Source organism: Gordonia sp. 852002-50395_SCH5434458 (assembly GCF_001665905.1).
GTDB lineage: Bacteria > Actinomycetota > Actinomycetes > Mycobacteriales > Mycobacteriaceae > Gordonia > Gordonia jacobaea.
Map to the genome: position 1 here is coordinate 1 of NZ_LZTC01000048.1, position 25,215 is coordinate 25,215.

At 60.1% G+C, this 25,215-nt stretch carries 20 protein-coding genes; 7 read left to right on the forward strand and 13 right to left on the reverse strand.

Translation table 11 applies throughout. The features are described from left to right. Positions 1-992: 992 nt before the first annotated feature. The 8 genes from A5785_RS24030 to A5785_RS11200 form a co-directional block, all read right to left on the reverse strand. Positions 993-2,291, reverse strand: a complete 1,299-nt coding sequence (locus tag A5785_RS24030; RefSeq protein WP_082937917.1) for an oligosaccharide flippase family protein — start codon at positions 2,289-2,291, stop codon at positions 993-995. A gap of 2 nt (positions 2,292-2,293) precedes the next feature. Continuing rightward, the gene (locus A5785_RS24035) at positions 2,294-3,445 is read right to left on the reverse strand and encodes a Coenzyme F420 hydrogenase/dehydrogenase, beta subunit C-terminal domain (protein ID WP_082937916.1); all 1,152 of its coding nucleotides are present in this window, start codon (positions 3,443-3,445) and stop codon (positions 2,294-2,296) included. Between the two features lie 76 nt (positions 3,446-3,521). Next, positions 3,522-4,460, reverse strand: coding sequence for a polysaccharide pyruvyl transferase family protein (locus tag A5785_RS24040; protein ID WP_442902845.1), 939 nt, complete (start codon positions 4,458-4,460; stop codon positions 3,522-3,524). A 210-nt stretch (positions 4,461-4,670) separates the two neighbouring features. After that, the gene (locus tag A5785_RS22910; protein ID WP_082937914.1) at positions 4,671-5,594 is read right to left on the reverse strand and encodes a glycosyltransferase; all 924 of its coding nucleotides are present in this window, start codon (positions 5,592-5,594) and stop codon (positions 4,671-4,673) included. 20 nt (positions 5,595-5,614) lie between these two features. Further along, positions 5,615-6,112, reverse strand: coding sequence for a glycosyltransferase family protein (locus tag A5785_RS23495; protein WP_197494497.1), 498 nt, complete (start codon positions 6,110-6,112; stop codon positions 5,615-5,617). 469 nt (positions 6,113-6,581) lie between these two features. After that, positions 6,582-7,958, reverse strand: coding sequence for a nucleotide sugar dehydrogenase (locus A5785_RS11195; RefSeq protein ID WP_082937913.1), 1,377 nt, complete (start codon positions 7,956-7,958; stop codon positions 6,582-6,584). Continuing rightward, entirely contained in the window at positions 7,939-8,439 is a 501-nt protein-coding gene (locus A5785_RS24045) for a WecB/TagA/CpsF family glycosyltransferase (RefSeq protein ID WP_082937912.1), read from the reverse strand. The genes A5785_RS11195 and A5785_RS24045 overlap by 20 nt, the downstream gene beginning before the upstream one ends. Positions 8,440-8,910: 471 nt before the next feature. Further along, on the reverse strand, positions 8,911-10,422 hold the full coding sequence (locus A5785_RS11200) for a sugar transferase (protein WP_064866508.1): 1,512 nt from the start codon (positions 10,420-10,422) through the stop codon (positions 8,911-8,913). A gap of 1,353 nt (positions 10,423-11,775) precedes the next feature. On the opposite strand from A5785_RS11200, the gene A5785_RS11205 reads away from it, so the two are divergent. Together A5785_RS11205 and A5785_RS11210 are read left to right on the forward strand one after the other, a co-directional pair. Next, the gene (locus A5785_RS11205; RefSeq protein ID WP_064866610.1) at positions 11,776-12,426 is read left to right on the forward strand and encodes a TetR/AcrR family transcriptional regulator; all 651 of its coding nucleotides are present in this window, start codon (positions 11,776-11,778) and stop codon (positions 12,424-12,426) included. 199 nt (positions 12,427-12,625) lie between these two features. After that, positions 12,626-13,222: a thymidine kinase gene (locus A5785_RS11210; protein ID WP_064866510.1), complete on the forward strand. Its 597-nt coding sequence runs from the start codon at positions 12,626-12,628 to the stop codon at positions 13,220-13,222. A gap of 58 nt (positions 13,223-13,280) precedes the next feature. On the opposite strand, the gene A5785_RS11215 is transcribed toward A5785_RS11210, so the two are convergent. Then, complete coding sequence (locus tag A5785_RS11215; RefSeq protein ID WP_156525474.1) at positions 13,281-13,721, reverse strand: hypothetical protein; 441 nt, start codon at positions 13,719-13,721, stop codon at positions 13,281-13,283. Positions 13,722-14,616: 895 nt separating this feature from the next. Between A5785_RS11215 and A5785_RS11225 the strand changes: the two genes are divergently transcribed. The 3 genes from A5785_RS11225 (at position 14,617) to A5785_RS23270 (ending at position 17,046) form a co-directional block, all read left to right on the forward strand. Next, positions 14,617-15,990: an HNH endonuclease gene (locus A5785_RS11225; RefSeq protein WP_082937910.1), complete on the forward strand. Its 1,374-nt coding sequence runs from the start codon at positions 14,617-14,619 to the stop codon at positions 15,988-15,990. 381 nt (positions 15,991-16,371) lie between these two features. Then, complete coding sequence (locus A5785_RS11230) at positions 16,372-16,761, forward strand: DUF5313 family protein (RefSeq protein WP_049700807.1); 390 nt, start codon at positions 16,372-16,374, stop codon at positions 16,759-16,761. A 138-nt stretch (positions 16,762-16,899) separates the two neighbouring features. Continuing rightward, positions 16,900-17,046, forward strand: a complete 147-nt coding sequence (locus A5785_RS23270) for a hypothetical protein (protein ID WP_156525475.1) — start codon at positions 16,900-16,902, stop codon at positions 17,044-17,046. A gap of 5 nt (positions 17,047-17,051) precedes the next feature. Here A5785_RS23270 and A5785_RS11235 read toward each other — a convergent pair whose 3' ends face one another. Beyond that, positions 17,052-17,540, reverse strand: a complete 489-nt coding sequence (locus tag A5785_RS11235) for an excalibur calcium-binding domain-containing protein (protein ID WP_082937922.1) — start codon at positions 17,538-17,540, stop codon at positions 17,052-17,054. A 236-nt stretch (positions 17,541-17,776) separates the two neighbouring features. Between A5785_RS11235 and A5785_RS11240 the strand changes: the two genes are divergently transcribed. Continuing rightward, complete coding sequence (locus A5785_RS11240) at positions 17,777-20,041, forward strand: hypothetical protein (protein WP_064866515.1); 2,265 nt, start codon at positions 17,777-17,779, stop codon at positions 20,039-20,041. A gap of 9 nt (positions 20,042-20,050) precedes the next feature. After that, positions 20,051-21,034: a glycoside hydrolase family 26 protein gene (locus A5785_RS11245; protein ID WP_231894155.1), complete on the forward strand. Its 984-nt coding sequence runs from the start codon at positions 20,051-20,053 to the stop codon at positions 21,032-21,034. On the opposite strand, the gene A5785_RS11250 is transcribed toward A5785_RS11245, so the two are convergent. Genes A5785_RS11250 through A5785_RS11260 form a run of 3 tightly spaced genes read right to left on the reverse strand, consistent with a single transcriptional unit; the run spans position 21,031 to position 25,150 of the window. Further along, positions 21,031-23,256: an acyltransferase family protein gene (locus A5785_RS11250; RefSeq protein ID WP_231894157.1), complete on the reverse strand. Its 2,226-nt coding sequence runs from the start codon at positions 23,254-23,256 to the stop codon at positions 21,031-21,033. The genes A5785_RS11245 and A5785_RS11250 overlap by 4 nt on opposite strands. Continuing rightward, a complete protein-coding gene (locus tag A5785_RS11255) occupies positions 23,253-23,450 on the reverse strand; it encodes a hypothetical protein (RefSeq protein WP_049700804.1) in 198 nt (65 codons plus the stop codon). Before A5785_RS11255 ends, A5785_RS11250 begins: the two co-directional genes overlap by 4 nt. Then, entirely contained in the window at positions 23,447-25,150 is a 1,704-nt protein-coding gene (locus A5785_RS11260) for a glycosyltransferase family 2 protein (protein ID WP_064866519.1), read from the reverse strand. The genes A5785_RS11255 and A5785_RS11260 overlap by 4 nt, the downstream gene beginning before the upstream one ends. Positions 25,151-25,215: the final 65 nt, after the last annotated feature.

Below are 25,215 nucleotides of genomic sequence, written 5' to 3' on the forward strand. Positions count from 1 at the left end.
TCCACTGCACCCGCGCCCAGCGGGCCAACAACCAGCAATTCCACTGCTGAGCAGTGCCCGGCTAACTTCGAAGAGCCCGTATATCGGACACGCTCGATAATGCGGATCCCAACAGGAAATACACCAACACAAACCCCGCCGTAACTCCTATACTTCGCAGCAACCCACGGCCGCTTCGAGCCAGAATCGGGGTCAATATAACTGTTAAACCAATAATCACGATAGAATTTCGCGAGAAAGCAAATATTGTAATTACAGCGGCAGGCAACACCAGCGCAAGTACTGATGCAGCACGACGAGGGTTTAGGATCGTCACTGAAATACACACGGCCAAGGTCGCTACTCCAAGTTGGGTCGCTGGCGTCAGTACGCGAACGACTCCGCTCGGAGCAGAACCCTCCGCGAGGATCGACGCGTCGTCGGCCCTCGCCCTCAGCACAATCACGCCCAAGTTTCCTAGAATTACAGCAGCCGCAGAGAACCAGAGCGTAATGCATACACCTAAATACGCCCAATACCACGCTTTAGCAGCTACGATACGCCCTGCGACTACGATTGCCGCGGCAAAGGCCATCAATCCTCTGGTCTCACTACCAACCACACTGATGTCATATCCAGCTAGTATGCCCCCAACACCAAACGCTATTGTGGTGCATGCAAGAACTGCGCCAACCGCGTCTGTGATTGTGCTTTTAGAGAGCGCAATCAGACAATAGACCGCGCAAAGCAAAAGCGCTAGCTCGGAAAAAAAGACCGTTACGCCTCCAACCGCCAGGCCCTGCGGTATTCCAGCAGGAAATGCGGCAGTACATAAGAACACTGTAACTGCAATGCCACACTGTGGAACGACCACTAGAGCTAGCAATACCGCCAGACCAACTACTACCAAGGATGCATACATCACACGCAGACTTTCCAGAGTGTGTTGGCAGAAGTTGTCGACGAACCACATGAGGCCACGCAAAACGACCTAGGTTCTACACCTGACTTCATCACTCTCCCTTCGATAGCATGTCCGCGAATGCGTGTCTGAAATCCGACAATCGCGGCCTGAGATCTCGAAAAGAGAGCCCACTTACTGCGACCAATATTATCAGCAATGCGAGAGACGAGAGCGCGCTGGCAACCGCTGCGCCGACCGCTCCAAACTTGGGCCCCAAAAGAAGTAGACCGATCATTCCTACGCACAGAGCAATTGCTTGCGTGACAGCCATTCGAATACCGCGGCCTTCAGCTGCGAGCGTCAATGATAGGACGTATGAGACGATCATTGCAGATGAACCAATTGTGCAAACAATTGCCGGAATGACTGCCCCAGAGTACTCGGACCCAAAGATGACAGGTATACCAACAAATACGGCGAGGATCGCCGGCAGGAGCACACTGGCCGACGTCGCCACAGCACGTCGAGCGGCCGTTGCACGCGCGGCGAGAATATTTCCCGCGATCTTCGCACGAGCAACTTTGGGAAAGTGCCGCGCACCAACTGCCTGACCGAAGGCTATGGGAACTGACGCGACTGTGGCCGCAACCGAGTAGAAGCCAGCTTCTGTGGCTCCTAACACTGGAAGCCCCACAACTTGATCGACGCGGTTCCCTGCGGCCTCCGCGACCGCACTTCCCGCGTAACGTATACTGTTTCGTAACATTGGCACCGGTCGCGCGTAAGCGCCTCGAATTGATACCCGCGTCAATGTAAACGACACGGCTCCTGCCACAACTGTTCCCGCAACGCTGCAAACGATCACGGCGGCTGGAGTTAAGCTAACGAGAGATAGCGCAACGATAACCGACACCAGGTATGTACACGGCTGGCTTAGTAGCACTGCTAATACAGATCTGTACTTCTCGAGCGCCACCAGATAGCTAACATCAAGTGTCCAAAGAATCGAGATTGGGACGCAACAAACGGCGACAAAAGCGGTTATCTGTGCTGCACGATCAAAGTCTCGAAATAAGGAGGCCCGGAGAAGTGCGGCCGCGCCAACACAGATGGGAATTGCAAGCACGCACCAAACCCTTGCCGTTCGCAGCGCAGCCTCGCCTTGACCGAGAGCAGAAATTCTTCTTACCTCGATCGGCATACCAATACTGAAGAGGACAGGGAGGATAACGCTCAGAGCTATAACCGCTGCAGTTTCGCCACGTCCATCCGGACCCAGCGCTCTAGCGACGATCGGGGCAGTCACCAGTGCGAGGGCAGTCGAGATAAGTCGCCCCAAAACCAACAGAGACGCTGACCGCGACATTCCAGATATTGCTGAACGAAGGCGAACTCTTCTCTGCAGCATGACTACTCCAAATCCTTGGTGCTCAACACTGAGCGCGCTCGGATCGTAGCCCGCGCTCGCAGAAAGGAGCCTAGAACCGCTCGAACGGATCTAATAGGATAGCGAAAGGCTCCCTTATATAGCTGGAAGCCGTAGTAGCGTGGAGCTACTCGTCCTCCGATTCTGCTTCCAAGAATGCGTGAGGCGAGTACGAGCCTACGGTCGGTTTGGAGCGGTTGTATTTGCCAAGCTTTGCGAATATCAGCTGGTTGCAGACATAGGATGCCCTCGCGAATCGCACGCTGAATCAGCTCATGCCCTCTCGCGGTTCGCGCCAACACCAGCGAGGTGCCATCGCGGCTCGTGAAGTTTGGGAACCCTTTGTCGTCTGTCTCCCAGAAGTCCCCGACCGAGATGTCTGCGTGGTCGCCCGTGCCGTGCGGACACACCTTGCATCGCCACTGCAAACGACGGCCAAGATGCTTGCCCCACGACTCCGCATAAGAAATTTCTACGTGATTACCAAGTGAGTCATCGGCCGAAAACATTCCAGGCCAACCATCACCTCTATAGTCTAACCGCGTCGCGTACTCCAGCTTCACCTCGCTAGCCTCAAGGAGGCTGTCGGTGGCGTGCTGACTTGGCGTGCCTGCGCATAAGAAGGAGATGAGCAATGGAGAATCATCTGGCCTTCTTAGCGCTGAATAGTATTGTCGCAGAGCAGCTGCCTCGCAAGGCTTCCCTACCACCGCAGAAGAACTATCAAGTTCGCCTGCGCCTGCCACCGAGGAGCAGGGCGCATACCTGGAGCCTGACGCCCTAAGGGCATCCTCTCTTGAGGTTATGGCGATCGGCACCGTCCGTGACGCGTTCTCACGCGACTGGCAGACACCAAGACTCACACGTGAGTGCTCATCCGCTAGCCATGCCGTTATCGCGGTGATCACTCCACCACTACTACCCTTGAACCTGAGCTCCGGATCCGCAGCATAGCCCTTCCAGACTGAAATCAGGGGCCCGAATACCGGATCAATCTCGGCACCTGCGTGATCAGGAGACACCACCTTTACACCTGGACAGAACTCCCGAAAACGCTGCGCATCGGCAGACGAGTGGCCTCCGGTCTTCCTTCTGTCGATCTGCGGCCTCAAGTACCCCTCCTCAGAGAGGCCCATGTCGACTCCATCAAACGCCCACGCGCAAGCGCCGCAGCCTGCGCATACCCCTCGCCGAACGACGTTCTCAATTTCTTTATCTAACTGCACCAAGCACCACTCTCAGCACATTAACCGCGGAACCCAGGTCTCCGTCAGCGGATGATCGCACTTTCCCCAGGCTGCTCCTCAGATGCTGATCGTCGACGCCAAGTGGAGAGCTATCGATATGTTCAATAGTTTGGCGCGCCGCCTGCGGCTTCTTTCGCAGATCGAGCGAGGTGTGCCAACCGAGATGGTCCATCAGTGGCAGGAACTTATCAGAGTATCCCCAGCTAATGGCTGGTACGCCTTGCGATACAGCGTTTAGGCACGCGTGCATGCGAGCGCCCACAACCCAGGCCGCTGAGCCTAGAGTCTCTCTAACCTGGTCCAAGGACGTGGGAATAACGACTTCCTCTACTTTGACACCGGACTCAAGCATCTGCGCTATCGCGGTTGCGTCATCATTACCGGACGGACTCCCGACCACGTGGGCTAACAGAGTGACGCGCCTTCCTCGATCATTTAACTGTCTAACCAAATCAATGGTTTGCTCGCGATAGTAGGAGGACGATACATGACCATTGTCAAACCAAAGCAGTCCCGAAACGTTGACTACAACATCTCTTCGATGGGTAGGTTGCGCGTGAACAGGCAACGCAAAGACGAGGTCCGTTGACGTTAGCACTTCCTGAGCACGATTCTGCACCGCCACATCTGCGCTATGCGGTTCTCGGGCAATTACACACGCTGCACGCTCAAGTACGGCTCCAGCTGCCAGTGCCCCAATACGTGTATGAAAAGGGCCAATAGTTTGCGGAAAAAGCACGAGAGGCTTTCCCAGAAAGATGCACCGCAACTGTACATAGACCATTACAAACAGTCGCTTTAGACCATAAATGTCGCTGAAGCTATCCCCAGCTCCAGTATCGACGACAATATCGGCGCACCTAAGCACCGAGCGTATGGGCCCGGATCGTCCGAAGCTCAACATATCTCGAACAATGGCCCGTACGCCGAACGAACCGGGCAACCCCGGCCGTCCGAAATCCTGCCATTGAATTTCGATGTCGTCGCCCCAGGCTTCCCGGCTCAGGTGCCCCGCTCCCTCCGCGAGCACGCGCACGCCGTAGTTTGCCGATCGATCGTCGGCCCACAAGACCAAGACCTTCAAGACCGTCTCCTATACCAAGAAGTTCTCATCCTATATGGCTTCTTCCAGCTGTCGACGACACGCCATTACGTCTGAACGCACCTTCACAGAAGTCCGCGTGCCTCTCAGGCGATCCTTTATCCACGACTCGGCACGAAGGTTCCAAGCAAGGACCTCGAATCCGAGTCGGCCATAACGATTCATTGCAATTCGGAGATTGCTCTTAATTTTTTCCGTCTGCACAAAGTCTTCAATTCCTGCGCCACTTTCTCCTCCTATATGTACGATATTAGAACTGCGTACGACACGCTGTTCAATACCGATACGCCTGCATCGAAGCGCAAGGTCACGATCCTCACCGTAGAGAAAGAACTGCTCATCAAAAATCGAACCAAGCGAAAGGGCAGTAGATTTTGTTGTGACGATTGCCGTTCCTGGAAGCTTAATTCCCCTACATAGCGTTTGCCTTCGCGAAATATTGAAGAACACATAGCTAATCAGAAGCGAGGCCCTCCGAAACGGCGTGAATGTCCAGTTCTCGTACATCTTGTAGTCGATTGCGCCAGAGGGTGTCTTTACCAGCGGAGCGTACAACACCATGTCATGTTTGACTGCTTCCGCGAAGAGTGATTGCAATTCACTCGGCTCGGCCTGACAGTCGGGGTTCACGATAAAGATGTAATCAGACGTTGCGTATGGAATTGCAATATTGACTGCGGCGCCGAATCCAACATTGCCGTGGCCAGCGACTACGGTCCAGGTATGCCGAGATAGGTAGAAACTAGGCGCTTCGTCATCATTGATCACGACAATCGGAGGTTTCGCTGAGCAACCTGCTTCAATTATGGACGCCTCGATACTCAGCAATAACTTAGCGACCTGCTCGAAGTCGTTTCGAAATATCACAACAATTGGGGTGATGCTCGGCCTCAACGCAGTAGTACCTCTGACGTCTGCTATCGTGCGGTATCTCATGACTCAATGACCCGATCCGTCTACTTCGAAGTACTCGCGAGCTTGCCAATCCATTGCCGAGCATTCTCGACCTGGATACGTTGGATCGCAATTCTGTCCTCGCGCCGCGCCGCCATTCGCTTAGTCCAATCATCAATGTTCTGCAGCACTGCCGTCACATTGCCAGCAATCTCGTCAGCATCGATTGAGGTGTAGACCGCCGCGTTCTCGAAATATTCGCGTAAGACCCTTGTGTCAGATGTTACGAAAGGCTTGCCCGCCGCGATAGCTTCGAAGCCTGCAGATTGCATCGTGCTTTCTTTAGTTGTCAACCCCACTATCAAGGCGCTATTAGCCACCAGCGCCTGATAGTGATCACGGCTAACATAGCCAGGGTATATGATATTGGGCGGCGAAGTGTCCATCAAGCCCTTGGGGGCCTTACCAGTTAGTACCCACACGATATTGGGAGTGGCACGTGCAGCTTCAAGGATCTCCTCGATTGGTTCGTCATGCGCGTACGCGAGTGGCGCAAGCACGTAGCTTCCTCTGAACTCGGCGACTTGATCAGGAAGGTCTGGCGCAAATTCCGCTAGTCTAACCAAGTTTGTTATTAGCACTGTGTCGACGGAGCGTTGCCTTAGACCGTCGGCAAGTTCGGAGTTTGGCACAACAGCGCCGCCTGTTCTGGCAGCAATACGGGCCAGGAGAGAGAAGCCCCACCTCCATTTTGGATCGAACAGAACGCCACTGTGCACATCTACGACGAGTTTGCATCGGTGGGTTAGTGCGTATGGCAATAGGGCAAATAGCGCCACAATCGGGGGCTGCATTACGACGCACACTCGGGGCTTTTCCTGCTTTACTATCCTCCGTGTTTCGAGCCAGTTCATTGCGTAGCGGACAATCAATGAGGGTGAATCATTGTCGACATAATATGGCGTAAGCTCCAGCGCCTCAGCTACCTCATCGCTTCGGCGATGGTGCGATACCCAGTTGACAGAGATGTTAGCCATGAGATTCGATTCCCGATAATCCTCCAGTGACCACCCTTAGGTCTACTATCTTCTTCGCGAGGGCGAGGTCAAGGTCAGCAACTAGCGAGTTGTTAACGACAACCAAGTCATAGTCGCCCGCATCGATATTCTCACCGCTCAAGAGCTTCTCTGAAACATTCGGTATCCGGTCTATTAGATATCCAAAGTTTTGGCCGACTATATTTGCAGATTTAACTATAGGGTCGTATATGGAGACCTCATAACCGTCACTAACCAGATCCGCAGCTAACGTCACGTTGGGACTCTCCCGCAGATCATCGGTCCCAGATTTGAAGGCCAATCCTACAATGAGCACCCTCGCGGGCGGTGAGGCGAGACGGCGTACCCGCATCAATTGGTGCTGCTTGTGTGACTCGTTCGAGGTAAGCACGGAATCAATGAGTTCGCACTTGATGCCTGCAGCGGATGCAATGTACTGCGTAGCACGCACGTCCTTGGGAAGACACGAGCCGCCGAAAGCTCCTCCCGGTTTTAAATAGTATTGAGATATATTTAGTTTAGAGTCAGACACGAAAATTCTATGGACGACCGAGCTATCGACATCATAGGCAGAGCAAATCCTGCCGATCTCATTCGCAAATGAAACCTTAACCGCATGCCAGGTGTTGTCGACAAATTTCGTAAGCTCAGCTTCGCGAAACCCTGTCGTGAAATAGTGTGGAGTATTGACGCCGGAGTATAACTTTTTCACAGCCTCAGGCAGTGATTGTTTCGCTGATCCGACAACGATTTTGGGTGGATTGAAGTAGTCGGAAACAGCAGTCCCTTCGCGTAGGAACTCAGGATTGTAAACGAGATCAACGTAATCGCTGTATGAGTCTCCCAACTTGCTTTGGAAGAGCGGTACTACTACGTTCTCCATCGTTCCAGGACGGAACGTTGATCGAAATATGACTGAGATCGGTTCTGTGCGCTGGCTCTGCTCACCCGAAGATATCGAGTCCGCGACTTGCCGTGCAGCTTCTAGTATAAAGCTTAGGTTGTGGGACCCGTCAGGTGCGGAAGGTGTTCCCACGCATATGATCACACAGTCGAAACCCGACAATTCTGGAACCTCTGTCGTGGCAGACAGGCGGTCGTCATCAAATCCCGATTGCAGCATCTCGGGGACTCCGGGTTCGGCAATTGGAGAGATTCCGCGAGCGGCCTGTTGTACTTTACCGGCGTTTACGTCGACACCCACGACGGTGTGTCCCTGACTGAGAAGACAGGCTGCCGCAGTAATACCTACATAGCCTAGCCCTAGGATTGCGATGTTTAGCGGCGCCTTGTCCGCCTCCGCAGAGTATTTGTCGATCACTCTCTTCCTAACTCTCAGGATCGTCATTTGGCACTTGGTGGTTTTCGGTTTTCGGCTGAGCCCTGAATGGTTTTACGCCCTGTAATAGTCGAGCCTTCAAACCTTTCAGACATCGGACGATGAACCACGGAAGGTCATTGGCAAGGTATCGCACAGCTAGACGCTTGGGCTCGCTCGCTAGACGCCAGAGCCACTCGAAGCCAGCACGTTGAACCGCTAATGGAGCCCTTCTTATCTGCCCCGATGCGAACTGTGCCGCCGCCCCCGTGCCAATGAAGATGCAATCCGGACGACGGTTTAGTAGCTCACAGGACAGAATCTCTTGCTTTGGATAGCCCAGCCCTACGAGCACAATTGCAGGCGTTTTTGGTAGTTGGGCCAGTGCCGCGCTTATCATGGCCTTGGATGCGCCATCTGCGGATGGTAGATCACCTCCGCTGAACTTCAGTGTCGGATTCTGCCTTGCAAGGACTTGGGAGGCCTCCTCGCCCCCCGTCCAAGCACGCAGATGGGAGTATCCGGAGAACTACGCGCGATGGACCGGGGCAGTTCGAGCATTAGATCAGCGCCTGTGATGCGCTCTAGCCTCGGGCTCCCCTCGAGCCGCGCTATCCACATGAGCGGCTTGCCGTCAGCCGTCCACATCACCACCTTATCCCTTGGATATGGTGTACCCCCACGACTTATCTGGCGAGCGATAGACGTGTTTACCGTAACAATGAGTCCGCCGCGTTGGTGCCTGATGCGGTCGACGATCTCCTCGTGAACCTCCCGTCGGCTAGCGAAACTCAATGGTATCGGGCTGGGAACATCGGGGGCTTTGTTGGCCATCAGGCAGTCGACTCTCCTGCCAGCCTTTTGGCTGAGCGTTGTGGCATTCGTGGAAACTTTGGTAGCGCTCACAATTCAGGTTTTCTTCGAGTTGACCCTGGTCCCAGGGATCGGGTGCGCGACCCTGAAGTTCAGAATTGTTCTCGCGTTAATACGCCCCCTCCTTCGCCAGTACCGCCTGCGCTGTGCGCCACAGAATTGCAATGTCCTGCATCATCGACCAGTTCTCCACGTATGAAAGGTCGAGCCGCACAGACTCTTCCCAAGTGAGATCAGATCGCCCCGACACCTGCCACAGTCCGGTAACTCCTGGCTTCACGAGCATCCGCCGGGACACTCGGCCGTCGTACTTCTCGACCTCGTCGGGCAGCGGTGGTCGCGGCCCCACTAGGCTCATCGAGCCGCCGAGCACGTTGAAGAGCTGCGGGAATTCGTCCAGGCTGTATCTACGAATGAACTTGCCGACTCTCGTCACGCGCGGGTCGTCCCGCATCTTGAACAAGACACCTGCACCTTGGTCGAGGTGCGCAAGCTCTGCCTTCTTCTGGTCGGCGTCCTGAACCATCGACCGGAACTTCCACATGCTGAAGGGTTCGTTGTTGAGGCCGACCCGCGTGGCTTTGTAAAAGATCGGTCCGCGGGAATCGAGCTTGACCGCCAATGCCACGCAGAGCATCACCGGCGCCGCGAGCAACAGCGCGATGCCCGCACCGAAGCGGTCAAAGAATCCCTTGCGGAACTTGTTCGCTCCCTCGTAGCGGGGCTTGTCGATGTGCAGCAGTGGCAGGCCGGCGACCGGGCGGACCATCATGCGTGGTCCAGCCACGTCCGTGACGCCGGGCGCCACAAGCATTTCGACGTGAATGCCTTCGAGGTCCCAGGAGAGATCCTGCATTGCCTGGTGGCCCAGTGCCTCGGCGCTCGTCACCGCGACGGTGGTTGCTCCCGTGTGCAGCACGGCGTCACGTACGTCGTCGAAGTCACCGAACACGGGAATCATCTGCTCTGCTACCCGTAGTTCTTCGGGCGTTCCGCGTCGGCTCGGCGGAAGACACACGCCCACCACGTCGTAGCCGAGTGTCGGGCTCTTGAGCAGGCGCTCGACGAGGGGTTTGGACGGGCTGACGGCTCCCACCACCAGCACTCGCTCCAGGTTCTGCGATTTGGCGCGCTGCCGAATCAGGTCTTTACGCCACATCCAGCGCGTGAGAAGGAGTCCCAACGTGCCGGCAGGTAACGCAATCAGCAGAAACCCGCGTGCGATGTTGAGTCGGAAGACAAGATCAAGCATTGCCAGCACGCCGAACAGTGACAGGCATGCAGTAATCACTCGGCTGTACTCCTGCGGTCCCGAGCCCACGATGCGGCGATCGAGCGACTGAGTCGCTCGTAGCGCAAGTAGCCAGCACACGATCAGCGCGATCGACACTACGGCTGCAGGCAGGCCCCATCCGCCATTCGGCTGCAGCGGGTCGTCGGATCCGAAGCGGAAGATCTGCGCGGCGAGCACAGCGACGGTCACCACGACTGCGTCGCTCCAGCTGACCCGTGTCAGGTATGCCGACACCCATGCTCGGGGCGACCCGATAGACGTCCTCGCCGAGGTACGGAAAAACCTACGAGACCCGTTGCCAAATGAAAGCTCGCGTTCGGCGGTCATGACGCCACCTGGTAGCCAGACGAGCGCGGCGTCGACCGCACGAAGCGGCCAGCATCGATCTCGACGCAACGAAGGAACACTTCCTTCTCCTTCTTGACGCGTGAGGTACTCACGACAGAACCAACCCCGACGGTGGAGCGCATACGTCCAGAGTGTTTCGCACGCGTACGAGAAAGATACGATGCTCGTAATTGCGACACAATTCGGGGGTCTCTTTTCGCTCGTTGTGCGTGTTTCATAGATGTGACTGCGGTCACTGTGTTGTGCGAACACGTTTGCACTACAACAGATCCCACTGACACTGTGAGCGCCCTGACCGTCACATGTGCGTGTTGCTTAAGTTGTTCGTGCATGTAAACCGCACGTGTACGAAACGGTTGCCGGTGTGTAATTCATCTGATCGGACTACACACTGTTCGGCTCGTCCTTCAGGTCAAGGAGTTCACGGTTGGACAGCAGCCCCACGTTCGGTATCTATTGCTTTCGGTAACTAGGCGTAACCGGACCGATGTGCGGAAGCGTGGTTCGGACGACCAGCGAGTAGCCGTCGCGGCGTGCCAGCATCGACATATCCGGCCGCAACTGCGTTGGCGTATTGGACGTGCGCACGCGGCGGGCAGAAGCATTCGGTGTGGCTTCTGATCCGCTCGGTACTGGAGTGGGGCGATGCGCCTCGACGCTGGCCAGTCGACACAGGCAGGCACTAAGCGATCAGCCCGGATGCGACGTGTGACCTCCCGACGATCGTCAGCGCGGTGCCCCGCGGGCGTGAGTACACGTCGGGGTACGACGTTCTCACCTACGCCACGACACTGATCGACAGCACCGTCGCAGCGTTCGGCAAGCCGTGAACTCGACCTGCCCCTAACCCCCCATGCTTCCCCCGGTTTACACCGAAGCATGATTTCAACACCGTTCTGTGAACATCAGATGAAGAGATTTTCTTACGCGTACGACGCCACGCTGCGATCGATGCGAGAAACATAACCTGAGTCAACGCAGCACGCAATTCATACCTGTGAGTAAGGTAAGCGAGGTCACGCGCCAGCGCGGACCCTCAGCCCAAAGACTAGCCCTGACCTGCGGACGGACGTTCACCAGTGGATCATCGACGCACGTCGGCTCAGACGAGACGGACTGTTCGAAACGTCCGGGCGGAAGATAGAGAAATCCGCAATATCTCAATTTGTTGATTTTTCTCTGTGCTTACCGCACAAGGGTTTGAAGGTAATCAGCAAACGTTCTTACCACCACAGAGCTACGGGCTCGCACCCGACAGTCGGCAGATGTCGCCACAGCTCTGTCTCGGACCACGGCTGGCGGGCCCGCTTGGCTTGTGTGAATCTGGATTCAGTGACTGTCACACCGCAGCAACGCCGAGCAAGCATCGTCGACGCCGCCATCCGCATCCTGGATCGCGACGGCGCCGACGCGCTGAACATGCGGCTGCTCGCCGAGGAGATGGACCTGCGGCCGATGGCGGTCTACCACTACGTCAGCAGCAAGGCCGAGTTGCTGTCGATGGTGATTGCCGAGGTCACCAGCAGGGTGAAGTGGCACAGGCCTAGAGGCGGCCCGCGTGACCGCCTGTTGGCTCAGCTCTACGACACCTATGCGGGCCTGGCCGCGATCCCCTGGCTGCCCGAGCTCCTTCATCAAGGTGCGAGCACGGGGGTGCCGCCGTACGCGATGATCGACGCCTTCATCTCCACCGCTAACGACATGGGACTGAACGACGAGCAGGCATACGACCTATGGCGGGCGGTGTGGTCGCTCATCGGGTTCGAGCTTCAGTGGCATGAGGTCAACCGTGCGTATGCCGAGAAGAAGTCGTGGCTGGAGACGGTCGATCCGAGCACCGTCGAAGAGAAGTACCCTGCCCTCGCGCGCGTGCTACCCGTGTGGAGTTCGTACGCGGCCAGCTACGACGTGCGGACACACATCGCAGCGCTCGTCGACGGGACCATCGCGCGGTATGCGGGTGAAGCGTCGGACGACGCGTGACGCCCGCGGCTCATCCAGAGCAGACTGCCGTGTTCTGTTGTGAGGAGAACGGGCTCAGCGTCGCGGTCTGCGACTCGGCCGCCTAGGAGGGCTGTTCACCTTACGTATTGACCGGCGTCGTCGGGATACTCCTGCGCGAGTGGTGCGATCGGCCCGCGTCTGCAGCATCATGTGACGGTCGTCGTCTGGAGGTTGCGCAATGGGTGAGCCGGGTCGCCTCGTCTTCTACTACGGTCCGATGGGCGCGGGTAAAACGACGCTCGCGCTGCAGACGCACTTCAATCAGGGCCAACAGGGCAGAGTCGGTGTGCTTATGACCAATCGCGATCGCTCGGGCCAGTCGCTGGTGACAAGTCGGATCGGACTTGTCGCCGACGCCGTGCTGATCGACGACGACACAGACGTCTTTGCGCTCGTCGAGGGCTTCCCCAGTTCGCGAATCGACTACGTCGTCTGCGACGAGGCGCAGTTCATGAGCGTCGCGCAGGTCGATCAACTCGCGCGAATCGTCGACGAGAGCGGTCTCGACGTCTTCGCCTACGGACTCCTCACCGACTTCAGATCAAAGCTGTTCGACGGCGCTGCACGTCTCGTTGAGGTGGCAGACGAGATGCACCGGCTGCAAGCCGTCGTGCTGTGTTGGTGTGGCCGAACAGCATTCATGAACGCGCGCATCGTCGACGGCGTGATGGTGCGGACCGGAGACGTGGTCGCCGTCGGAGATACTGCCGACGGACCGATGCAGTACCGAGCGCTGTGCCGGCGGCATTTCGTGGCGGGCCGGGTGGCGAAGTGAGTCGAGTACAACACACTGGGCACCGCTGCACGACACCGCGAAATGTTAAGTGCCAGAACTACTTGACAGTCACCGTCTTGCAACTCACCTGGGGATTGGTCCAGCCCTCACCGATATTGATGCCATACGCACAGACGGTTTGAGGCCGACGGCGTTTCGTGTAGACGGTGGTCTCGAACCCGTGGTTGCCGGTGATTCCGTACGCGGTATTGACGTCGGGTCGCGACTTGGTTGCCGTCAGGACGTTCGCGTAGCTTCCCGATTGGCCCGGTTGCGGTCCCACATTCATGTGGACGTCGATGTTTTTGCCGCTGCCACTCGGGTCAAATGCCCACCCGCGCACCTTGACTGCGCCAAAGCCGAGCGCTTTCACCTCGTCGGGGCTGCCGCGCGGGTGTGGATCAGCGATGCTGACCGTGCGACAACCGAGAAGAACATTGCCGCCGCCGCCGACATTGATCCCGCACAGACACACCGGCACGTTTCCCGATTTGCTCACGGCGAAGGTCGCGTCGAAGCCGTGGGTTTCCAGGCACGCCGATCGTCGAATTGACTTCCGGGCCAGCACTATTCAAGACGACGGGATGTTCCTCGGTGTTCGGCGCACCCGCCTGTCCACCGACGTGAGCATGCACCTGAATGCTTGCGCCGGCATCGTCGCGGTCGGGTGCCCAACCTCGTATCCGCACCACTCCTGCACGCGGCGACGCCACTTCATCGATCGACCCGATCGGATTGTTGGACGGTGGCGTCAGGTTCTTGGGACGCAGAAGACCGGTCAAGTAGGCCTTGCTCATCGATCCGATATGCGTGGCACCTGAATTCTGCGTCAGAATCTGCAACGACCCACCCTGGTCAGCGAGCACGATCGCGACATGACCCGCTCCCCCGGTGCCATTCGACAATCCCGAAACCCACACCGCGACATAACCTTTCACAGCCGGCGTCGATGGTCCGAGCTTGCTGTAGTGCGACGACGCCGCGCTCCCGTACAACTGGGCCGCGTACGCCACTCCCACCTGTTCACCTTCGTCTTTGCACTCCGACCTCTGAGCTGTGAACCCGGCCGGATCAGAGTCGGCGTGCACACCGTTGCTCGTCGTGAACACCGGCGACCTCAAAGCCCGATGAACCAATGACCGACGGATTTCGACGCTGCATCGCATTGCCGCTCGTGAGCGCATTCTGCTGATACGACGACGCGCAGTGGACCGTACGCACTCCTCCACGTTCGCTCTAGTCCGGCTCGGGCGAGTGCTCGAACCTCGGCACGTAATTGGTCGCCTATACCACTCGCCACCGACAATTTCGCCGCCTGAAACCGAGTTATCCACAGGCCTTCTACCAGCAGAAATAGCCCTTGATTCGAACGTCCATTCGTGTACCTTGGAGTCATGCCCGATTCGTCGCCAATAGCCGTTTTAACTGACTCTGTTCTTGCCGACCCCGTCTTCGCCGACCCTGTTTCCACCCACTCTGTTTCCGCCGCGCTGCGCGACGCTATCGCCGTGGTTCGCGATGCCGTGAGCGCCAACCACGACGACGCCACCCTCGCCTGCGAGACTATCCGCGCGTTGATCGAATTGCGCAACGTCACCGAGCACCAGCTCGCCGCACATACGGCCACGCTATGTAGGCTCGGCGTCGATAAACGCCAGGGCCGCAAGATGACTGAACTATTGGGCGAACTCGGAGTGGCTCCCGCCGACGCGCACCGATGGGTACGCATAGGTCGGGCCCTCGGCAGCCTCGGCACTGTCGACGGGTTCTCCGCAGACGGCGCGTTCTCGTCGGCACATGTCGACGCCATAGTGCGCGGACTAGCCCATATCGAGCAACGCAGCGCCACCCCTATCGATAGAGACGAGCGGCGGCAGTTCGCATCTTCGCTTGCCGCTCAGGCATTCTCGACAACAACACCGGCCGACATCTTTGAATACGCCCGCACAGTCGGCAATATCCGATCCGACGACACCGGCGGTCTGCCAGCCGCCGAAGACCGTTGCATCAACTCGGTGACCACCACCAAAGTCGACGGCCGACTCCGCGTCAAAGCCGATCTCGACGCCGTCGTCGCCGAGAAACTGATGACTGCTATCGACAAGTTCTCGGCGCCGCAACCGCAACCCGACGGCTCGCACGACCCGCGCGGTCCCGAACGTCGTTGCGCCGACGCGCTCGAGATCATCCTTGATCTCGCCGCCAACGGCGCGGCCACCGACGCATCGTCGAACATCAACGGCGACAACGTGATCACTCAACCGTTCGCCGGCCTGGCCTCCCCCACACAACTCGGATTGACCATTCCCGCAGCAACTCCCGAACTGTCGACGCTGCCGTTCATGGGCGCAGTCACCGAAGCCACCGCCCGACGTCTTGCCTGCGACGCCGACGTCACTGTCATGATCACCGACGGCGAAGAAGTCCCGCTGGCAGTCGGCCGCACCAAACGCCTCTTCACCCGCACCCAACGCCGAGCGCTGAAGAAGCGCGACCACAGCTGCATCAAATGCGGGGCGCCCGCCTCATGGACTCGCGCTCACCACATCACCCACTGGGCCGACGGCGGCGACACCGACCTCGACAACGGCTGCCTGCTGTGCAGTTGGTGCCACGACGACGTGCACCACCGCGGCTGGGACGTGGTCATGGGCCACGACCGCCACCCCTGGCTCATTCCACCGACCACCGTCGACCCCCAACGCGAACCAATCATGTCCTATCACCGACGCACCATGAACCTCGACAACCTGCCCGCCGCAGCATGACCGAGCCAGACACGAGCGAGCCCGGCGTCATCCAACCCAGCACGATCCATCTGAGCCTGGCCCACCGCCACCACCACTGACCCGACACCGCCCTCAGAGACCACACACCTCCGCACCCGAGACCACACCCCTGCGCACCCGCACCGCGGGACCGCGCACGAACCTTGAGAACTCCATACTTCTGCGCGGCAACACGCGGGGCAGCCTTCCGACACGCGGCTGGCTGCCCCACGAGGCCTTGCCGCAACACCGAGCGCTACCCGGGGCTTCACGCTTCACTCCGCGCATACGTCGTACGTCACAACACCTCGACGACGTCCGGTATGCGCGTTCGCGTAGAATTCAGTAGCACGCGATTGAATTTCGAGAAGGGCGCAAACCATGGCAGACACCGCGGCTCGACCAAGGGGCTGGCAGTACGTCCGCTATTGCTATGGCGCAGTGCTGCCGGACTCCATGCGTGCCTGGGTCGCCAACGACCTGGCAGGCAAGGGCGCCCCGATGCGCATGGTGGTCCGCTGGGCCATTCCCTGCATCATCCTGATGCTGCCGATGCTCTTCGTTCCTGCCGACTGGGGCGTCCGGTTCATCATGTTCTCTCCGATCCCCATCGCGTACATCTTCTTCTCGATCGCCCTGAACGTCATCTACCGCAGGCATCGACTCGAGCAGCACGGATTGAATCCCGATCTGGTCAAGCACAACGAGCGGGTTCGCAACGCCGACCTGTACGACGAGTACCACCGGAAGTACCGCGGCAGCGCTCGATAGATCCGCTTCGCCGAGGTGTTCACACTTCGGCGACTTCCGGCGCAACCGATGCCGCGCCTGCGGTGAGATCAGTGAGGGCCCGCTACGTCAGGTCGCCCACATCTCGACCGGCAACACCACGTCGTCGCGTCGGCTCACATGGGCACCGTTCTGGTGCTCGTCTTCTCCTCCTGGGTGGCGCGACGCTCAAGCTCGCGCACATCCCTCGCAGCCCACGGCTCGAAATCCGAACTGCCGCAGAACAAACTGGCCCGACCGATCATCGGGAGCCTGGTCGTCGGCTAGCCGATCTACTCGCAGGCAACCCCGTCGCCGTCACGATCGAGACTCGACGAGTAGCCCGGCTGTCCCTCGTACAACGGAGCCGCGCCGGCCGCTCGTGCTGCCGAGCAGCTTCCGTAGGACGCGCTACCGGCCCCGGAATCGGAGTTCGCGGTTGGCGTCGTTGTCCTCGGCCCCACCAGTCCGCGCGGCGTATTGGCCGAATCGTCGGTCTGATCGGCGACCTCGGTGGTGGTCTCCGTCGGAGATGGCGTGACTGTTGTGGTGCGCCAAACAGTCTCGTTCGACGCCGCCGTGGTGGTCTCGGTCAGCGTCGTCGTCGACGTCACGGTCGGTGCCGCCTGTGTGCTGTCGCCACCACCGCCGAGCGCCGCACCGATACCGCAACTGGCCATCATGAGAAACAGTGCCCCGACGCCTCCCCCGACAATCGCTTTGCGACTGATCTTCGACGACTGCCCCGTAGGAGCAGGTTGATAGGGATAGCGTCCGGTCATGGTCACCGCCTGTGATCGACAATAAGCCTGCACAGTCTGCACCCCACGACGGCCACCAACGCGTCCGATGGCGAGGTTCGACCGTTCGGACTACGCCACCCGGACTACTGCCTGCGGCCGCCGTCCGCGACAGGAAAGGTCCTGTCGCGGAACTCACCTCGGGAACGATGCACGCGGAAAGTCGCGTCCTCCGAACGACGTACTCGGCCATTCGGGAGGTGGGACAATCCTCTTTCATGGCCGACGATGACCAGGCTCCCGAACCGTTCGTGCTCCTGACCCACGGGGTCAGCGGAACCGAATCTGCGGTCATCCTCGACAGCGCGCGGGTCGTCGAAGTTTCCGGCGAGGGATTCAAGGGCGTCTTCACGACATATCCCGAACGACCAGCCCACGTCCGACGCCCCCGTAACCGTGTGGCGTACCGGTGGGGAAACATGACCTCCGGCATGGCCATACAGGCAATCTGGGCACTCTTCGGCCCCTTCGCACTGGTCAATGTTGCGGGGTGGATGTATCCGAAAGCCGCACAGGACAATCCGATCGCACAGTGCTGCGTCGTCGTGCTGCGTGCACTGCTACGACTACTCGGACTTGCCCTGACGGTCACGATGATCGCGCAGTTGACATTCCTGATCGACGGCGTGCTGTTTCGCCGGATGCACGACGGCGCCTGGCGCGACTGGGCCGTCCTCGGCTGCCTCCTCGCGATCTTCCTCGTCGGCGGCTTCGTGAGTCTGTACGGCGACAACGACAAAGACGTGGACGGGCCCACTGACTCGGCACCCACTGACTCCGTGCCCACTGATTCCGTGCCCGCGGATTCGGCGCCCACGAACCCAGCGCGTTTCAACGAATCGCCCTCGGCCACCGACCCCGCCGAGGTTCCGCTCATTGCGACCGATGCGTTCGTCTCGCCCTCGGACGGCAGGGCAACGGTGTTGATCACCACACACGCCGTTGCCGGAATCTGCACTGCCACAATCGTGTTGGGCGACCACACCGTACCGCGCGCCATCTGGGGACTCGTCGTCGCCATGCTCACTGCGGTCATCGTGGCCACAGCTCTATGCGTCGACCCTCGCGCGACATCGACGCCCGAATCGTGGACGAAGGCATTCGTGTCGTGGCCTGCGGTGCTCTGGGTCGTCGCATCGTCGACGCTTCTCGTCGTGACGAACTTCGCCGCGAAGCCACCGCACATCGTCGGCGATGCGATCACCTGGCTGTTCTGGCTCGACGCCGCGCTGGTCGGCGCAGCCATTCTCACGACCGTCGGCGCGCTGGTGCTACCGCGCAATCTGAAGGCGTGGTGGGGTGCCCGTGAGAAGCCGACAACTCCCTGGCTCAACGGACTACACGCTCCTCTCGTCGCTGCGATCGGCGTGCTGTGGGGAGTCGGGCTGGGCGTCGGGTTCACCCGACTGGCCGCGCTCGTCATCGATCACAGCAAACCCGATCACGAGAACCCGGTGCCGTTACCCGACTCGTACGCCAGCACTGCCTGGATGTGGGGAGTCACTGTCGTCATCTGGGGTCTGGGAACCGTCGTGTTTCTCGGCGGGGTAATCGTCGTCGACGGTCGAGCCCGAGCGAAGCTTGCTGGTCCACAACTGGCCGACCTCGAGTTGCTCGACACGTCGCCACGACGCTCCTTCGGCCGGCGCATCAGGTGGGGCGTGGCCTCCGCAAAGCTCCGCATCCCGGTCTGCGTTGGCACACTCGCTCTCTGCGCGATGATCGCGGGCATCGTGGCCACCGCCAGCACCAGCCTTGTCCGCCGCGGCGAAGGTCTGCAGTGGGTCGGCATCGGCGCACTCGGTCTCGTCGGTCTGCTGCTTCTGCGTGCGATGTTCAACGCCGCACAGAAACCACGAAAGGCAGGCCGATCCCTGGGCGTGCTGTGGGACCTCGCATCCTTCTGGCCCCGCGAGGCACATCCACTCGTGCCACCCGCGTACGCACCGCGCGCGATTCGCGACCTGGATCGATTCCTGAGCACGAGACGTCATCGGCGGTTGATCCTGGCCGCGCACAGCCAGGGCTCAATGATCATGTACGCCCTCGCGCACCGCATCACACGGGAGCAAGGCCCGGAACGCACACGGCTCTCGCTGTTGACGTACGGCTCGCAACTGGGGTGGGCATACGGCCGAGCCTTTCCCGCGGCGTTGAGCCATGAGACCCACCTCATACTGCGAAAAGCGCTGGACAACAGGTGGATCAACCTCGTCCGGTTCACCGACTACATCGGCGACGGCGTGGTCAGCTACACCGAAGACGGCAAACTGAAGCGCTACGCCAACGAATTCGTCGTTCCACGAGAAGTGTTCAGCGGGTGCTATCTAGTCAGAGAGAATGGTCGCATCGTCGAAGCCTTGCTTCCCGATCCATCACCCGACGACTACCCCCACGACGCCGTACACCAACACTCGGCGTACACGTCGGACATCACGTGGGACGTCTGGATCAAGAAGCTCGACCCTGGGCCTGGGGCCTAACATTGCGGGGTGCCCCCGATACCGCTGCCCCGACGCGACATTTTGCGTCTGGCCGCGCTGGGTGGACTCGCAGCCGTGGCGGCGTGCACCTCCACACCTGAACAGCCGACATCGCCTACCTCGCAGCGACAGTGGGGCGCATTCATTCCCGAGGTCCTCCCCCGCGAGGGCGTGGCGTCGACGCCGATCGCGCGACTCACCGAATTGGCGGGCAGCAGCCCACACTATCTGCACCGGTTCGTCTCCTTCGGCGACTCACTACCGACCGCAGACCTCGACGCCATCGCGGCGTCGGGTGCGGTTCCGCTACTGAGCCTGGAGCCATGGGACCCGGGCGGCGGCACTGTGCAGCCGCTGTTCTCGTTGGCACGCATCGCGTCCGGAGTGTTCGACGGCGAACTGCGCAAATGGGCGTCGAGCCTGACCGTCTGGGGCAAACCAGTCCTGCTGCGCTTCGCGCAGGAGATGAACGGCACCTGGTATCCGTGGTCGATCGGCGTCAGCGGCAACACCGCAGAACAGTATCGGGCAGCGTGGCTACGGATGCACTCGATCTTCGACGACGCGCACGCCGACAACGTCCGCTTTGTCTGGGCACCCAACGTACTCACTGCTGGCACAACCGATTTCACGTCTGCGTTTCCCGGCCACGACCACGTCGACTACCTCGGCCTCGACGGATACAACTGGGGCGACGGTTCCGGACATCGATGGCAGTGGCCCGAGGAACTGTTCCCCGACAGCCTGAGCACTCTGGCCCGCCTCGATTCCGACCGCCCGATCCTCATCACCGAGGTGGCGAGCACCGACGGAACGACACCCGACGCAAAGGCCGACTGGATACGACGCTTCTTCGGCATCGTCGAAGCCACCGATCGCCTCGAGGGAGCACTCTGGTTCCAGGTCGACAAGGAACGCGACTGGCGATTCAACTCGACGCCGCAGAGCCTCAACGCTTTTCGCGAGGCCATTGCCAAGCTTCAGGGCACTTAGCGGGCGGTGTAGTCGAATCGCTGCTCGTCGAGTCTGCTGACGAGCGCAGGCTCGAGAACCGTTGCGGCCGTGTTCGTCAGGTGTGAGTCGTCACGGTAGAACATGATCTTGTTGCGCGCCGGGAAGCACGTATTGCCTTCGCACAGTAGGTCGTTGACACCGATCGAGGTGATGTCGGTGTCCTTGCCACGCGCCTGGGCGTCGAGTATCGGCTCGATGCGGATGAAGCCGTCGAGTCCGAAATCGCACCTGTGCCAGTTGTCCAGCGCACCCGACATGCAGTCGGCGATCTGGAATCCCGGATACGGTGTGTCCTCGATGTACACCAGGCGTGCGCCGGTGGCGCGGAGTCTCGCGAGCGTGCGGTCCCACGCCTCCTGCGACGATGGGTAATCAGGAACGTAGGTCGACAGCGACGAGATGATGATGATCTTCGGGTGGAGTTCGTCGATCGCATCGAGGGAGGACGAACGCCAGTCGAGACAGTCCTGCTTGTTGAACGGATCCTGCTGGCGCGGTCGAGGAGTGAGATCCTGTGCGGGACAGGCGGCCTTGGTGAACTGGTGTATCTGCCAGCCGTGCGCATCACCGATGCTGCGGAGGGCCTCAGACCACTGCTCGGCGTGGCTGTCACCGAAAAGCGCCACCGGAATACCATCCGCGCGCCCGAAGACGCACGACCGCGTGGGGTTCTGCTGCCCTACCGGCACAAGACATTCGGTGGGCGATGGCCTGTCGTCGTATGCCTGGAACGGGTTGGGCGTCACCGGCCCACTCATCGTCGAGCGCGCCTGGCCGAACACGGCGTCGTAATTCAACGACGCGTGCGCGACGGTGTCGCGGCTCGCCGCCTTCACCACGAGGACACCGGCAGTCAGCGACACCGACAGCGCGACGACCAGTCCGGTGAGTCCGACAGAGATCGACGCCGACGCGTTACGACGGAGTTCGGCGTTGGCGATGATCGGTTCCTCGAAGTACAGCGTCGACAACGTCGCTATCACAAGCGATCCCACCGAAACGGCCACCAGCACCGGCCATGAGCGAATGCCGGTCTGCGCCTCGAAGATGACGAGCACGGGCCAGTGCCACAGGTACCACGAATACGACACGCGCCCGAGAAAGCGCAGCGGCGCAAGCGACAGCAAACTGCCGACGAGCGGCAGACCCGTACCGGCGAGCTGACCCGCGACAATGACGAGTCCCGCCGACAGCGTCGGCAGCAGCGCCGCGGTTCCGGGATAGGGCGTGCGCGAATCGATCAGCACACACGCCGCGACGATGCCCGCGAAACCCGCCCAGCCGAGCACGACGGCGAGCAACGTGACGGCGGGGTGGTCTCGACAAGCTCGACCAGCGGTAAGGGCATCTCGACCAGCGGTAGGGGCATCTCGACCGGCGGCGGGTGGTCTCGACAAGCTCGACCAGCGGGCCGGGTGGTCTCCACCAGCGGTAGGGGCATCTCGACCAGCTCGACCAGCTCGACCAGCGAGGGTGGCGAGCCACGGCGATGCGACGGCGATGAGTGCGCCCACGCCGAACTGCCAGATGCGGGTCTGCGTCGCCATGTAGGCGTACGCGGGGTCGGCTGCGGTTGTCTGGATGCACCAGACGAGCGAGACCACTGTGATCACACCGACGACCACACCGATCGAGACTCGGGGCGAAAGACGTCGGCGCAGAGCGGTTCTCGACACCGCAACGGCGGCGGCAAAGATGATCAACGGCCAGCCGAGGTAGATCTGCTCCTCGATCGACAGTGACCAGAAGTGCGTCGCGAGGCTGCCGTCTATCGCACCCGAGAGGTAGTCGGCGTTCTGCGCGATGAAGTGCCAGTTGGCCACGTTCGCTGCCGCGGCGAGAAGATCGAGCGACTGCTTGAACACCTTCAGTAGCGGCATCGTGATGATGGCGGCCACGAGCGAGACGACGATCACCAATGAGGCCGCCGGAACGATGCGGCGGCAGCGTCGAGCATAGAAACCCTTGAACGACACCGTCTTTGTCTGCTCGAACTCGTTGACGAGCAGCCGGGTGATGAGGAATCCGGAGATGACGAAGAAGATGTCGACACCCACGAATCCGCCAGGGATGAACGGGATACGCGAGTGAAACGCCACGACGACCAGCACGGCTATGCCGCGCAGACCCGCAATGTCGTCGAAGAACTGTCGCTTGGGAACCGCGGGGGTGGCAGGCGCGAGGATGTCGGTCAGTCTCACGTCGACCACGGGAGCATGATGTCGAAGACGCCCATCGCGAGCACCCCGATGAAGACGATCGCGAGCGTGTAGCCGACCACCTCGAACACAGTGATGCGGTTCCAATTGGGTTCGGTGGGGCGACGTTCCGTCACCTCGGGACGCTCAGGAGAGCGACGCTGAGGAGCCTGCGGCCCGAACTCGGGTTCACTCATGCCGCGCGCTCCGTGACGTCGGACGCCTCAGCAGTCGCGGTGGCAGCGCCTATCTCGTCGGACACCTTCGACGATGCACGCTGATGTGAGATGAGTATCTTGATGAACTCGGATAGCAGCGGCAGGGCGAGATAGGTGTAGGCCCCCACGAATCCGACGAGCATGAAGAATTCCCAGAGCCCGTATTCGCGCACGTCACGCACGAGGAGAACCCAGAAGAGCGCGAGTGATCCGCCGAGTGCGACAACTCCGAGCAGACTGATCGACCGCGCAAGTGAATTCGTCTTTCCGACAACGCTTGTGGGTACCCAACTCTTCTCGCGTCCGGTGAGCTTGTGCCAGATGGCAACCGTATGCGCGAAGCTGTACGCCATCTGAATCCGGAGCACCTCGAATCGCCACCTGCTGCGCGACACCAACGGAAAAAGAACCACATACACCCACAGTCCCAGCAGGAACGGAACGAGTTGCGCCGGATGCACATCGGCCGGATAGAACGCGACCATCACGATCCCCGGAATGAACAGCATGAAGACGTTCATGGCAGTCGTCAGGTAGTAGAAGACACCTGCCAGGGCCGCGAGGCGCTGCCGGATCGTCGGGCGGACGGGAGCCGTGGTCAGCGCCGGATTCGGGAGGCGCGACAGCGATCCCATGCACCAGCGGTACTGCTGGTTGAGGAATCCGGCGAGATCCGCGGGACACAACCCGCGCGAGAGCACCACCGGGACGTAACTGACCCGGTAACCGGCCTGCTGCAGATGCCGGCCCGTGTGCAGATCCTCGCTGTGGTCGATCGGCGCGAACCCGCCAACGGCCTCGAGTGCCGACCGCCGATACACCGCAGAGGTGCCGACACACGTCGCCGCATCGAAGCCGTCGCGTGACGGCAGCACCCAGCGGTAGAAGAATTCCTGTGTCGCCCCCGCAGTCCGCTGAATCCAGTTCATTGATTCGGTGGTCGCGAAGGTCTGCGGACTCTGCACCACCCCCACTCGCGGATCGTCGAGGTAGGGCACGAGATGCCAGAGAAAGTCGGGGCGCGGACAGAAGTCGGCGTCGAAGATCACGATAAGATGCCCGGAGCTGATGCCGAACGCGTGTCTGAGGTTTCCCGCCTTGCGTAGCTCACCGCGGTTGGGCCGGACGATGTAGGTGAAGCCGTACTCCTCGGCGAGGAATTCGACGCCTGGCCGCGCGGCGTCGTCGAGGACATAGAACTTGATGCGGCTCCCCCACGACAGGCGCGAGACGTTCTCGTAGGTGTTGCGCAGAATGGCGAGACTTTCGCCGCACGTGGGCAGAAAGACGTCGACGCGTGGGTATCGGGCGTCGTCGGGCTCCCAGCTCGCCGCGAGTGTCTGGTGCGAACGCCACTGCACGCGGCGTCGGGACATTCCGGTGCACGCTGCGAAGACCACACTCGCCGCGTTGAGCGCGAGCACGATCAGCGCGGGCCAGAGCAGCGGGTGAGCCGTCGCGAAGACGAACAATGACGCCCCCGCGAGGACGAACGCGGCAATCAGGAACAGCTGAACCCACCTCATCTGCGGACCGAGATAGGCGTAGACCTCGCCGTCGCGCGGAACCGTCACCACATTGGGGTCGCGCAGAGGTGTGGGCGGAGTGCCATGACGACGCCGCGTTGCTGCCGCGTCGTCACGCGTGCTGATCTGCACTCCCACGCGAAACAGAATCATGGACGGGGCACCCCCGCGCAAGCAGACGGCACCGTGTTCGCACGACCCGCTAGATTCTCCGTGTG

Coding starts and splice junctions, on each gene's coding strand:
- A5785_RS24030 (WP_082937917.1), bottom strand. CDS start 2,291: ATGCTGCAGAGAAGAGTTCGCCTTCGTTCAGCAATATCTGGAATGTCG.
- A5785_RS24035 (WP_082937916.1), bottom strand. CDS start 3,445: ATGGGCCTCTCTGAGGAGGGGTACTTGAGGCCGCAGATCGACAGAAGG.
- A5785_RS24040 (WP_442902845.1), bottom strand. CDS start 4,460: ATGTTGAGCTTCGGACGATCCGGGCCCATACGCTCGGTGCTTAGGTGC.
- A5785_RS22910 (WP_082937914.1), bottom strand. CDS start 5,594: ATGAGATACCGCACGATAGCAGACGTCAGAGGTACTACTGCGTTGAGG.
- A5785_RS11195 (WP_082937913.1), bottom strand. CDS start 7,958: ATGACGATCCTGAGAGTTAGGAAGAGAGTGATCGACAAATACTCTGCG.
- A5785_RS11200 (WP_064866508.1), bottom strand. CDS start 10,422: ATGACCGCCGAACGCGAGCTTTCATTTGGCAACGGGTCTCGTAGGTTT.
- A5785_RS11210 (WP_064866510.1), top strand. CDS start 12,626: ATGGGTGAGCCGGGTCGCCTCGTCTTCTACTACGGTCCGATGGGCGCG.
- A5785_RS11225 (WP_082937910.1), top strand. CDS start 14,617: ATGCCCGATTCGTCGCCAATAGCCGTTTTAACTGACTCTGTTCTTGCC.
- A5785_RS11230 (WP_049700807.1), top strand. CDS start 16,372: ATGGCAGACACCGCGGCTCGACCAAGGGGCTGGCAGTACGTCCGCTAT.
- A5785_RS23270 (WP_156525475.1), top strand. CDS start 16,900: ATGGGCACCGTTCTGGTGCTCGTCTTCTCCTCCTGGGTGGCGCGACGC.
- A5785_RS11235 (WP_082937922.1), bottom strand. CDS start 17,540: ATGACCGGACGCTATCCCTATCAACCTGCTCCTACGGGGCAGTCGTCG.
- A5785_RS11240 (WP_064866515.1), top strand. CDS start 17,777: ATGGCCGACGATGACCAGGCTCCCGAACCGTTCGTGCTCCTGACCCAC.
- A5785_RS11255 (WP_049700804.1), bottom strand. CDS start 23,450: ATGAGTGAACCCGAGTTCGGGCCGCAGGCTCCTCAGCGTCGCTCTCCT.
- A5785_RS11260 (WP_064866519.1), bottom strand. CDS start 25,150: ATGATTCTGTTTCGCGTGGGAGTGCAGATCAGCACGCGTGACGACGCG.